8 protein-coding genes are annotated in these 13,355 nt (G+C 42.8%); all 8 read right to left on the reverse strand.

Going from position 1 to position 13,355, the window contains the following annotated elements:
* Positions 1–363: 363 nt before the first annotated feature.
* Entirely contained in the window at positions 364–1,659 is a 1,296-nt protein-coding gene (gene purB, locus V7K89_RS31655; protein WP_335194444.1) for an adenylosuccinate lyase, read from the reverse strand.
* A 40-nt stretch (positions 1,660–1,699) separates the two neighbouring features.
* Positions 1,700–2,248, reverse strand: coding sequence for a DUF421 domain-containing protein (locus V7K89_RS31660; RefSeq protein ID WP_335194446.1), 549 nt, complete (start codon positions 2,246–2,248; stop codon positions 1,700–1,702).
* Between the two features lie 179 nt (positions 2,249–2,427).
* Positions 2,428–3,438, reverse strand: a complete 1,011-nt coding sequence (locus V7K89_RS31665) for a YihY/virulence factor BrkB family protein (protein WP_335194448.1) — start codon at positions 3,436–3,438, stop codon at positions 2,428–2,430.
* Positions 3,439–3,930: 492 nt separating this feature from the next.
* Positions 3,931–5,460: a YifB family Mg chelatase-like AAA ATPase gene (locus V7K89_RS31670; protein WP_335194450.1), complete on the reverse strand. Its 1,530-nt coding sequence runs from the start codon at positions 5,458–5,460 to the stop codon at positions 3,931–3,933.
* 134 nt (positions 5,461–5,594) lie between these two features.
* Positions 5,595–6,821 carry a pentapeptide repeat-containing protein gene (locus V7K89_RS31675; RefSeq protein ID WP_335194452.1) on the reverse strand — a complete coding sequence of 409 codons (1,227 nt, stop codon included), beginning with the start codon at positions 6,819–6,821 and terminating at the stop codon, positions 5,595–5,597.
* An 807-nt stretch (positions 6,822–7,628) separates the two neighbouring features.
* Complete coding sequence (locus tag V7K89_RS31680) at positions 7,629–9,593, reverse strand: hybrid sensor histidine kinase/response regulator (protein ID WP_335194454.1); 1,965 nt, start codon at positions 9,591–9,593, stop codon at positions 7,629–7,631.
* On the reverse strand, positions 9,593–10,069 hold the full coding sequence (locus V7K89_RS31685; protein ID WP_335194456.1) for a response regulator: 477 nt from the start codon (positions 10,067–10,069) through the stop codon (positions 9,593–9,595). The genes V7K89_RS31680 and V7K89_RS31685 overlap by 1 nt, the downstream gene beginning before the upstream one ends.
* Positions 10,066–12,822, reverse strand: a complete 2,757-nt coding sequence (locus tag V7K89_RS31690) for a PAS domain S-box protein (protein WP_335194458.1) — start codon at positions 12,820–12,822, stop codon at positions 10,066–10,068. The genes V7K89_RS31685 and V7K89_RS31690 overlap by 4 nt, the downstream gene beginning before the upstream one ends.
* Positions 12,823–13,355 lie beyond the last annotated feature (533 nt).

A 13,355-nucleotide genomic window follows, 5' to 3' on the forward strand; every position in this document is an offset into this window, starting at 1 on the left:
ATCACGAATGCACTCGATGCAATTGTATCAAATGATATTCGGAATTACTTTACTCACTGCTGCTACTGTATTCCATTGAGTTGAAATCTGCTATAGATCTCAAATTACCGCAGCAGTATGTACTGATAAATTATCCATCACTACAATTGCTCCTGCCCACAACTGGGATGCTAGAACATCCTGTACGTAAGTGATAAAAACTACTAAATTTGTAGTCTACTCAACTGAAAACCGCTGTAAGACTTAGCTTGCCTGCCTCACTAAATTGAAATTCGCTGTATATCTTTTTTGATGATATCTGCGTATTTTTTGGGTAATAGGTTTGTAGTAAGCGTTTAAACGCTTACTACAAGTAAATTAATCTTAAATACCTAATCGTTGGTAAACTTCTTCTAAATGCCGCAGATGTTCCTGGGGGTCGAAACAAACCTCTAGTTCTGCTGAAGACAATTTTTGGGTAACACGCGGGTCTTTGCTAATTAAGTCTTGGAAGTTTCCTTCTGGCTGATTCCAAGCGGCGTGAGCGCTTTCTTGAACGATCGCATAAGCCTCTTCTCGGCTGCTTCCCTTATCTATTAAAGCCAGTAACACTTTTTGGCTGAACACAACGCCGCCGTAACAGTTGAGATTGCGTTTCATGTTCTCAGGATAAACCAGCAAGTTTTTGACCAAATCGGTTATTTCTGACAACATAAAGTGGGTCAAAGTACAAGCATCTGGCAAAATTACCCGTTCTACAGAACTGTGGGAAATGTCTCGCTCATGCCATAAAGCAATGTTTTCTAAAGCTGCACCAGCATGACTTCTCACAAGTCGTGCCATTCCTGTCAGTCGTTCTGAACGGATAGGGTTGCGCTTGTGTGGCATTGCTGAGGAGCCTTTTTGACCTTTGGCGAAGAATTCTTCAACTTCTAGAACGTCTGTTTTTTGGAGATTGCGAATTTCTACAGCAAAGCGTTCAATGGTTGCCGCTAGCAAAGCTAATTGTTGCACGTAGTCAGCGTGGCGATCGCGGGAAATCACTTGAGTTGAGGCTGTATCGGGTTGGAGTCCGAGTTTTTGACAAGCGATCGCTTCTACACGCGGTTCAATATTGGCATAAGTTCCCACTGCACCAGAAATCTTACCGACAGCGATCGTTTGACGGAGTATTCTCAGACGTTCTTGGTGTCGCAACACTTCTGCTAACCAACCAGCTAGCTTAAAACCAAAAGTAATCGGTTCAGCGTGAATACCGTGCGATCGACCAGCCATCACTGTATGGCGATGTTCCCGTGCTTTTTGGCGAATTACCTGAATCAAATCTTCCAGACGTTGCGATAATATATCCAAACTAGCAACTAATTGCAGTGCTAAAGCTGTATCCAAAACATCCGAACTCGTTAAACCCAAGTGAATGTAGCGTCCGGCATCACCAACATACTCATTGACGTTTGTCAAGAAAGCAATGACATCGTGGCGAACTACAGCCTCAATTTCCAGCACCCGCTTTGGATCAAAATCTGCCTTGGCTTTAATTTCTTCAACGGCTTCAGATGGAATGTAACCAAGTTCAGCTTGAGCCTCACAAACAGCAATTTCGACTTGCAGCCAAGTTTTTAGTTTATAGGCTTCACTCCACAGATTAGCCATTTCAGGCAAAGTATAACGCTCAATCACAGTTTGGCACAGAATACAACCGTCATATTTTACAGTTTAATTAATGTAGATCGCTTTTTAACGCTACTTTTTGCTCACGGACGGCACTAGTTTTGAAATCAGACGTGATGATACTAATCCTGCCGTCAGCTTCCATATATGCCATCACATCAGCCAAAAATTCCACACCTTGCTGACGTAACTTGCTCATCAATTCATCATCTGTAATTAACTCTCGTTGCAGATGGCGCTCAATCATCCGACCGTTTTTTACCAGTAGCAGCGGTGGCGGATTCAGGAAACGTTGCAACTGGGGAAGTTTGTAACCCAACCAGTTCAGCAAGTAACTCCAAAAAATCACTGTTCCTACCAGGATAGCGCCTTCAGTAATTGATGTGTAATTACTTGCTATAGCATTTTGAGCAGCTTCCGCAAATAGTACAACTACGAGTAAATCAGTAATTCCTAGTGTTCCTAATTGTCGGCTAGGAAGCAGGCGTAGCACTGAGAACAGCGCTAAGTAGACTAGTGAACCGCGGATAATCAATTCAAAGACGCTGATCCTAGGAATAAAAATTGCTTGCCAATTGATAAAAAACCATTTTTCCATTAGCACTAATTTTCTTCTTTTTTCAATAGAATTCTGGAAAAAATCCAGTATAAAACCTGAAAAACACTACCACACCAAAATTACACTTTGTCTTCCCTAAAAGGCTGTGGATTTACAGTGTACATACAGGTCTTCAATATCTATCAGATTTATAAATATAAACCTCCAGCAATCAAGCATTAAAATCGCTGATTCTTTCTTTTCTGTTTTAAGCGTTTCGACTTCTTAAAATACTGAAATAAACGATTAATAAAGGGTTTTTTCTTATTTGTCGATGCTTGTTCATTTGGAGCTTTGCCATTATACTTTGTATCATCAGATATATGTACAGCATTTTTAGTTGGCACTATGCCGCTTCCATACCTTCGGGAATAAACTTGAGTAAATTCTGCACCGAAGAAAAGAATCTGTGCCGCATAGTTAACCCAAGCTAAAATCACCACCAGTGAGCCAGCAGCACCATAGGTCGAACCAAAACTGCCATTACCTAGATATTGTCCTAATAAAAATCTCCCAATAGAAAACAAAACTGAAGTGAGAGCAGCTCCGATTAAAACATCACTCCATGCAATTTTGACATCTGGTAGAACTTTAAAAATTAGCCCGAACAGCACTGTAGTTATTGCAAAAGAGATGATGAAATTGGCAATCTGCCAAATGAAATCAAAACCTGGCAATAAGTTACTAAAGTATGTTACTAATGTTGCTAATATCGTACTAATTACTAGAGAAACTAAAAGTAAAAAGCCAATCCCGATCACCATTGCAAACGATAAAAAGCGTAGGCGAATCATGTTGTTTATGCCACGTCCAGGTTTGGGTTTCACTTCCCAAATTGTATTCATGGCATCTTGCAACTCAGTAAATAAGCCTGTAGCACCCACTAGCAGAACTAGGACACTAATAATCGAAGCGATCGCTCCTGTTTGTGGTTTATTAGCACTTTGGATAGCTGTTTCAAGAAACTTTGCGCCATCTACCCCAACTAAACCTTGAATTTGTCCGACAATTTGACCTCTTGCCGCTTCCTCTCCAAATACTGCACCTGCGATCGCAATTACAATAATTAGCAATGGTGCAATGGAAAAAATCGTGTAATAAGCTAACGCCGCCGCTAACCGTGAGGCTTTATCGTCACTCCATTCTTTGAACGTCTCTTGTAATAACTTCCAAATTTCTTGCAAATTCATCCAATCAGTCTCCTTGTAGGGGATGTTGCTTTGTTGCTTAGTCCCTGATATATTGGATACTGATTTCCTAAGTTGTGACATCCTCCCAAGGATATTTGTGAAGCGTCCTAGAGGAGGAATTTAGCAAAGTCGATAATTTCTTTAACGAGAATTCTATAAATAATTTGCTTTTTGGTAGACAATAGGTAGCGCGATCGCTTTAGCATATAAAACGCAGTGGCAGCGATCGCATAATACCTTGATTGATTCTCCTAGCTTAGTGATCACCTGCCTCCTGCCTTATTCACTACGACAAATTTTTACGCTGACCTACTTACAGCTATTTTCAGGTAAATAGACCACCAGTAGGGGCGCAAAGCCTTGCGCCCCTACAACAGATGTGGTTCAAATACATGAAAACTGCTGTAATATAAGGAAGCCTTAGCTCAGACTTTTCGCTGCGTCTGAAGCATGAGGCTAGTTCATGCTCTCATTCAGCAACGTCGAAAATTACTACTGCATCCTATCGATTGTGCGATACTGAATTGCTTCCGCTACATGACTGGTTTTTAACTCATCTTCTCCCGCCAAATCTGCAATAGTTCGTGCTACTTTGAGAATGCGATCGCTTGCTCTTGCTGATAAACCTAATTTTCTAATTGCTGCTTCTAATAAATTGCGGCTAGCATCATCTAACTTGCACCATTTCTGGAGATGACTACTTTGCAGATGGGCATTGCAACGCAGATTTGCTTCTCCTTGGAAACGAGTAATTGCGCGATCGCTTGCTTGTTGCACTCGTTCGCGTACTGATATTGATGTTTCTCCCGTAGATTGTTGGGTAATTTCTTCTGGTTTCAAGCGATTCACTGCAACTTGTAAATCAATTCGATCCATCAACGGCCCAGAAAGTTTTGCCCAATATTGCTCGCGTTGGCGGGGAGAACAAGTACATTGTTGGATGGTATCGCCATAGTAGCCGCAAGGACAGGGATTAGTACTCGCCACCAAAGTAAACTGCGCGGGAAACATTACCGATAATTTGGTGCGGGAAATTGTGACGTAGCCATCTTCTAGAGGTTGGCGCAGAAATTCCAACACATCTCGTTTAAATTCCGTGAGTTCATCAAGGAACAGCACACCTCTGTGAGATAATGAGATTTCTCCAGGACGAGGGAAACTACCACCACCCACCAGAGAAGGCCCAGATGCCGAGTGGTGGGGACTGCGAAAAGGGCGATCGCATACCAATGTACCACGATTTTTCAATAAACCAGCTACCGAATGAATGCGAGTCACTTCCAAAGATTCAGCAAAACTCAACGGCGGTAAAATTCCCGGTAAGCGCCTTGCTAGCATAGTCTTCCCACTACCAGGCGGCCCGACAAAAATGAGATTATGCCCACCAGCCGCAGCAATTTCTAAAGCACGACGCGCATGAGCTTGTCCTTTGACATCATGTAAATCTGCGCCAGGGTAGGATACTGTTGTTGTTTGTGTTGTACTATCTATCTGTACAGGTTTGTAACGCTGCGGATTATTTAAAAAATCCACCACCTCAGACAGATGTTTGCAGCCGTAAACAGCCAAATCTTCAACTACTGCTGCTTCTTGGGCATTATCAGCAGGGAGAACTAAACCTGCAATTCCCATCTTTTGGGCTGCTGCTGCGATCGGTAATACACCAGCCACCGGACGCAAACTGCCATCCAAAGAGACTTCGCCCAAAAATAGATAATCCCCCAACAAATCAGCGCTAACTTGCTCAGAAGCCGCCAAAATTCCCACACTAATAGGCAAATCAAAACAGGGGCCTTCTTTGCGTAAATCTGCCGGAGTTAAATTAATTACTATCTTTCGCATCGGAAAGGCAAAGCCAGTATTTTTCAGAGTTGCTTTGACTCTTTCTCTTGATTCTTGAATCGCTGAATCTGGCAGTCCCAAGACAACAATTCCCGGTAATCCTCCTGACACATCGACTTCCACACCTACTTTGACGGCATCGATGCCTACAATTGATGCACTCCAGACTCTAGCAAGCATTGCTTATATAACAGTAAACCTTTAGAATCTCTAGCAGATGAGTTGATAGATTGACATTAGTGAAACCACATAGACGATTTTCTCAATTACAGCAGTTTTCATCCACATCTGTCGTCGCGAAACTTTAGTTTTTATTACCGCCAATGTTGGGGTATTTTGAGATTTTCCGGTAGGATAGTTGTGCGATCGCCAATTGCTTGTGCAATCTGCTGTGATTCTACATTTTCTGAGCCACTCAAGTTTGCTCCACAGAGGTTAGCTTCTTGGAAATTAGCTTCTTGGAGGTCAGCTGTACTCAGTAATGCACTTTCTAGATTAGCGCCAGCCAGTTTTGCCCTTTGCAAGTTACTACCAATCAGATTTGCATCTTGAAGATTGCTACCCTCGAAGTTGACTTGTTCCAAGTTGGCATCACAAAGGATTGCTCCTTCCAAGTTGGCATCACAAAGAACTGCTCCTTCCAAGTTGGCATCACAAAGAACTGTCCCTTCCAAGTTGGCATCGTAAAGAATTGCTTGAGAAAGGTTCGCTTTTCTAAGAGCTGCTCCTTGGAGATTGGCTTCTGGGAGGATTGCTTTTTGCAGGTTGGCTTCATAGAAGATTGAGCCACAAAGATAGGTCACTGATAAGTCTGCTTCAGAGAGGTTTACTCTGGTAAAATTGACCCATTGCAAGTTAGCCCCGACAAAAATTGCTCTAGAGAGATTAGCTTCTGTTAAGTCTGCATTGCTGAGGTCTGTATTGCGTAGATCGAGTTTCTGATTGACTGGATCTTTAGATGAATCTCGTCTTCCAATAACAGTTAAGGCTGTTTGAATATCTGTAGGAAGTTTTGATGATTGCAGTAACTCATTCTCATATTCCATATTTACCGGGGCATTCTCGCGGATAAAAGCAGCGAGGATTTCCATAATTGTCCAATGATCTTTGGGAGAATCTTTGGCAATTCGTTCTAAAGCATAAATTGCGGCAAATCGCGTTTCAATCTTTTCATTCCCCAGTTGTTCAATCGCTTTAGAAAAGCGTTCGGAAACAATTTCTTGTGGAGTAAGTTGTGTCTGATTAATACAATTTACGATATTGTTATCCCAAGCTAGTGTTCCAGCTAGGAGTTGCGTTAACAAGCTGTGATTTTCATCTAAAGAGAGTCTGGAAGTATAGTAACCATTAAGAATTAATGCCAATCCCCCAATAATTATGGCAATTGTTGTTAATGCTTGAGTGATGTATTCAATTTTTTCTTGATTTGAAAATCCTTGAATATTTTCAAAAAATAATATAATTAGAGTGAATGATAAAATAAATATAACTGAGACAAATACCAATAAAGTCGTGAGTCTATTGGTTTTTATGAAAGACATGTCATAAGTCTTCATATCCGACTCCTTGCGGAAATAATTTAGGTTGATTCTAAGAGTATCTGTCAAGATATGATAGAGTACAAACACGGATAAAATGAGCAAAATATTAAATCTACTATATAAAAATTATCTATATAACAATCCTGAATCATTCACGATCAACAAGATTATTGACTTTTTAGAGAAGTCAGATATCTGATTATTCACGAATGATTAGACATTTGGTGCAGTTAAATATGCGTTAATGAATTGCAAAAAATAAATTATCCCAAATTATTTATAGATTCGCAGGGGTGCAATACTGTTCGGTTTAGGCAAGAGACGCGATGAATCTACGTCTTTGCGATCTAGAATTATCTATTCCCCAGATATTTCTCAATATTTACGAGAGTATTTACTCACGTTTTTTATAATCCTGATTAGTTAGTCGTAAATTCTCAATAAAAACCTAACATAACTAATTATGCGGACATGATATTCTTTGTGAAGAATAGTTTAAAACCTGTAATATTAAGCATAGTTCATCTAATTACTCAGGTTGATCGAAACAGAATTCAGGAATCAGGAGCCAGAATTCAGAATGAATTCTGTGCGACTGGTGGATGAATCAACGGGTTTCAAACCCCCTCCAAATCCTAGATTTGGTCGTCATACCTAGTCGCGTTTAAACATATTAGTTTTGGCAGGCAGGGGAAGCAGAGGGAGAAATACCACTTATGATTGCAACTTAGTATCAACAAGACAGTCGCGGGTCTAAATCCCCGACTGATTGATTTCTGACTTCTGAATTCTTCTTCAAAATAAATCCTAAGTAGATTGGACTAAGTTAGAAATCGCGGTGAGCAATTCCTCTGGTGCTACAGGTTTAACAATGTGCTGTTGAAACCCTGCTCTTAGTGCGTACTGCTGATTGATTTCGCCTGCATAAGCAGTCAGAGCGATCGCCGGAATCTTTTTTCCTCCGATTTTTGCTTCCAGAGTCCGCACCTGTTGCATCAGCATATAGCCGTTCATCTCTGGCATTCCAATATCGCTGAGTAAGATATCTGGCTTTGACTGGGTTAGGGCTTGTAATGCTTCATTTCCTGATGCTACTGCGGTGACGATCGCACCAAACTGTTCCAGTACAAAGCTGAAAAAGTTGCGGGTATCATCATTGTCATCCACAACCAGCACTTGTAAACCCATCAGTGGAGAAGAAGTAAAAGCGGCAGTTGAGGAATCAGTTTTTGTGTTATCTTCGCTCGTCGCCCCCTCCTTGAGCAACGGCAATCTAACTGTGAAAATTGCTCCTTTGTCCTCGCCAGGACTTTTTGCCCCAATCGTTCCTCCGTGCATCTCAATCAAGTGACGAGCAATTGCTAAACCTAACCCTAATCCACCAAACCTTCTAGTTGTTGTACTATCACCTTGACGAAAATAGTCAAATACATGAGGTAAAAAATCAGGGTGAATGCCTTTACCTGTATCGCTGACGGTAATCTGCGCTTGAGCGTCGATGGACTGCAATCGCACATTTACTTTTCCCTCAGTCTCAGTAAACTTAACGGCATTCGATAGAAGGTTCCAGAAAACTTGCTGTAAGCGGGCTGGATCGCCCAAAACTTTCCCCACTGGCTCGAGCATTGTCTCAATCTCAATGGTTTTAGCCTCTGCTGCTAAATGCACTGTTTCCATTGCGGCTTCAATTGTCGATACCAGATCGACTGGAATCGTGTTGAGGCTGAGTTTGCCTTGGAGGATACGAGAAACATCTAGTAAGTCTTCAATTAATTGAGCTTGTAATTTGGCATTGCGCTCAATAGTTTTCAGTGCTTTGTTGAGCGATGCCCGATCAAATTTCCGACTCTGCAACAATCTTGCCCAACCGAGAATCGGATTCAAGGGCGATCGCAATTCATGAGAAAGTACTGCCAAAAACTCATCTTTGATTCGGTTAGCAGCTTCAGCTTCCGCCCTGGCTGTTTGCTCGAGTTGCAAAAGGTGATCGCGTTCTGATTCGGTGCGTTTGCGATCGGTAATATCAGTTAGCATGGCGATCGCACCCAAACACTCACCTTGCTCATTCAAAATCACTCTGGCAGAAATCAGTGTCCAGATGTACGAACCATCTTGGCAGCGCAATCGCCCTTCTTTAAGAGCGCTCTCTTCTCCTTTGAACCACTCCAGTTTTGCTTCATCGGCTGTATCATCAGCCCAATCCATAAAATCAAATATAGAACGACCGAGTATTTCTGCTGCCGGATAACGTAACATCTGAGACATCCGCTGATTCACAAACTCTGTTCGGGCTTCAGAGTCAATCATCCAAATTCCCTCATAAGAGGTATCAACAATTCGGCGATACTTGGCTTCACTCTTCTGTAAAGACTCCTCTGCTTGCTGGCGTTCACGCCGCTCTTTAGCTTCCCGCAATGCCCGTTGCACCGAAGGAACTAACCGCCCTAGTCGTTGCTTTAATACATAATCGGTTGCACCGTTCTTCAAAGCTTCGATCGCTAATTCTTCACCTAGAGCAGCAGAGACAAAAATAAAAGGAACCTCTGGAGCGCGATTTCGGGCAATTTCCAAGGCAGAAATTCCATCAAAAGAGGGCAAGGCGTAATCGGCAAGTATTAAATCGAAAGTTTCTGTTTCTAAAGCAGCTAGGAAATCAGAGCCAGTTTCGACTCGGATCAGTTGGCAATCAATTCCCCCTTCAGTTAGTATTGCTTGGGCTAGCTCTGCATCTAATAGGCTGTCTTCTAAAAGAAGGAAACGGAGGACATTCATTAGTTGCTCTCCTTTTGATGATGAGGCGCGGGAGGTAAAGCACCAACCGGAGGCTGATTGATCACTGCCCAAAACAGGCCAACACCCTTAATAGAATCGACAAAATCATGGTAATCTACTGGCTTAACAACGTATGCATTCACCCCTAACTCATAGCAGCGAACTAAATCCGGTTCCTCGCGGGAAGAAGTCAGTACCACCACTGGAATTACTCGCATTACTGGGTCAGATTTGAGTTTTGTCAGCACTTCTAACCCATCGATTTTAGGCAATTTCAAATCGAGCAGCACCACCACAGGATACCCTTCCATTCGCAACCGGAACAACCCCCGGCGATAAAGATAATCTAGTGCTTCTTCGCCATCACGTACCACTACTACTTCATTGGCGAGATGGTTTTCTGACAAGGCGGCTAGGATTAACTCTGCATCGTTGGCACTGTCTTCAATTAGCAGAATCCGCTTCAGTTCTTTCATTCATTTTCCTTTTTGGACAACTTAGGCAGTGAGAAATAAAAGGTGGCGCCACTGTCAACTACAGCCTCTGCCCAAACTCGACCATTATGCCGATGAATAATGCGTTGCACGTTTGCCAATCCAACACCAGTGCCTTCAAATTGTGGGTCGCTATGCAGACGTTGAAATACTCCGAATAGCTTGTGTACATATTGCATATTAAAGCCTACGCCGTTATCTTGTACAAAAAAGATAACTTCGTTTTCATTGTCAATACTTCCAACAGTAATTTCTGCTGGGTTTTGAGTCTGGGTATATTTTACGGCATTGCCTATCAGGTTATGAAGCACCAACCGTAGCATAGAGGGATCGCCTTGCGCTTCTGGCAACGGCTCGATGTGCCAATGGATTGTGCGTCCTGGGGTTTGTGCGATCGAGTCGCGTTTTACTTCTTGTACCAATTCCTCCATATTAAGGTTGATGTAGCGCATTTCCGTGCGCCCCATGCGAGAAAATGTCAGCAACTCATCGATCAGTATTCCTGCCTGTTTGGCAGTTTCGGCAATTATTTTCAAATAGCGCTGACTTGTTTGATCTAAGCTTGTTGAGGTCTGGCGTTTCTGGAGCAATTCGATAAATCCGGCGATGTGGCGCAGTGGTGCCCGCAAGTCGTGAGAAACTGAGTAAGAGAAGGATTCGAGTTCTTTATTAGCGGCTTCGAGTTGGGCAGTGCGCTCTTGAATTCGTTGCTCTAGCATTTCATTGAGTTGTTGCAGGGAGGCTTCGGCAACTTTGCGATCGTGAATGTCGCTGGCAATACCCACCCACTTAATAATTTGTCCGTTTTGATCTCGAAATGGTAAACCCCGGACAAGATGCCAACGATAGCTACCATCAGAAACTTGACAAAAGCGAATTTCTATTTCGTAGTTGGTCGCGTTAGCAACAGCCTGCATTGAAGTTTTAAAGACGCGATCGCGGTCATCGGGATGAATCACACAAATCCAGCCATAGCCAGCGGTCTGCTCCATTGTCAGTCCGGTGAAGTCTAACCAGTATTGATTGCAATAGGTAATACCACCATCGCGATCGCCCATCCAAATTGCCTGCGGTGACACTTCCGTTAAAATTCGATATCGCTCCTCGCTGTCACGTAGCGCTTCTCCTACCAATTTGCGTTCGCGCAGTGCAGCTTGCTGTTCGCTAATATCAGCGATCAATGCCGCATACCCTTCAACAATTCCCTGTTTATTAACTTGGGGAACGTAAATAGCATTAACGTAACGTGTGCCACCATCTTTATAAGGCATTTCACTTTCAAATCTTACCTGCTCTCCTGCAAGTACCTGTTCCACATGGTGACGAACTCTTTCATAGGCGGGTTCACCCACAACTTCCCAAAGATACTTTCCATATATATCTGCTGCCGGATGCCCAAACCACTCTTCATAGGCTCGGTTGTTGAAGCGGTAGCGTTGTTGTGAATCTACAAAGGAAATCAGAACTGGTAGTGTATCTGTAATTAAACGAAGTTCTGCTTCTCGTTGCCGCAGTGCTTCTTCTATGAGCTTACGGGTGGTAATATCGCGCCAGCAATCTATTGCACCGATAATCTCACCTTGGGAATCCCGAATTGGGACGACATTGGCGATCGCTGTAATTGTAGTACCATCTGGACGTTCAATGATGCATTCTTCATTGCGGATTGTTTCACCATAGCGCGTAGCACGGTATAAAGGTAGTTGCTCTAAGGTAAGGGGCGTTACACCATCAGCGAGAAACAGATTGTAGAGCTGAACATAAGACTCAGAAGATATGCCAACGAGAGATTCACTTGGTCTGCCCAAAAGTTTTTGCGCAAGTTTGCTGTTAGCAATGATTGAGAAATCAGGGGGGCCGCCAGTAATAGTAATTCCCTCTGGAACGTGTTCTAAAAGCATTTGTAAAATGCTTTGGGCAACTTCTGCTTGGCGGGAGCGATGCTGGGCTTCTGCTTGGGCTTGTTTGCGTTCGCTTAAATCAAGAACAAAACCAATGATTGTCCGATCTCCCTGTTTAGCAAAACCAAGTAGAACGGGAACTAGAGAGCCATCTTTGCGGATGTATTCCTGTTCAAAGGGCTTACAACTCCCAGTCATTGTCAGTTCTTGAATCGCTCGCTCGCTCACCTCAATGTATTCGAGTGGAACAATCTCGCCCCAACGGATTCGACCAGAGCGCAAATCCTCGCGGGTATAATTGAGCATTTTCAGAAAGGCATCATTGGCTTCAAAGATTAAGCCATTCAGTTCGGCCACAATCACCCCAATAATATTAGACTCGGTTAAGCAACCAAACCGGATCTCGCTTTCGCGTAGTGACTTTAAGCTTGCTTCAGCTTTTCTTTGGGCTGTGCGGCGTGATTCGTTGAGCCAGATGATTAACCCTGCTGCGATCGCGAACACGACTAGCCGCACTAAAATGTCCAGATTTGTAATCTTCAGCAAAGAGGGCGGATGAAGAAGCAAGTAGTTGATTACCAAAGTAGACAAAACAGTTGCAAGTAGTCCTGGTGCGAAACCTCCGTACCAAGCACTCACCATTACCGCAGCCAAAAATAGTGCTGTAGGTGCTGCGGTGAAATATGGACGGAGCAGCAGCGTTATTCCCACTGCTAAGGCAACGGATAGCAAAGCAATACTATAGTGCAGCAGTTGCTCTTGAATGATTGCGTCCTTGTTTCTACCGCTAGCAAAAATCTTTTTGGGTTCAGCTGTTCTGACTTTATGAGCCATAACTCTACTCTGCTTCTGGAAAATACTGGTTTTAGCAGCCTTTTGCCGGGTTCACTCATCTGCCGTAACATTTCTTCTATTAGTTATAGCGCTATGCGTGAAGGGATTGTATGCCCATTTTTCCAACGATTAACTGTTTTGAAGTAAACTCCTACTTTAGCAGCATACTGTTATTGAGAAAGATTGAGCTGCTGAGGAAGTTCCCGAATGAAATCTAAAATTTCCAGCCGCTTTGTTACAGACATCTGTGTATTTTATCCCTATAGGATAATTAGCATAAGACAGGTGTCCTATTTATTATCTCTTACTTAGAAAATATTTTATAGCCGTAGTCACATAGGTTATGAAAGTGTTGATTGCTCAAAGCCTTGTTAACAAAACTGGGTTTTTACTCAGCAGTGGCTCAACGCCCCGCTGACGCTAACAGCACTTTGCTATCGGGACTTAAACAAAAGTGAAAGACAAAAAAAGGTATAATGCGTAACCAGATTAGCTTTCAGGTTGTAAAAGCCCGATGAAAGAAACGACCCCCG

Origin of the sequence: Nostoc sp., from assembly GCF_036917515.1 — a bacterium.
In the GTDB taxonomy this organism is placed as follows: Bacteria; Cyanobacteriota; Cyanobacteriia; order Cyanobacteriales; family Nostocaceae; genus Nostoc.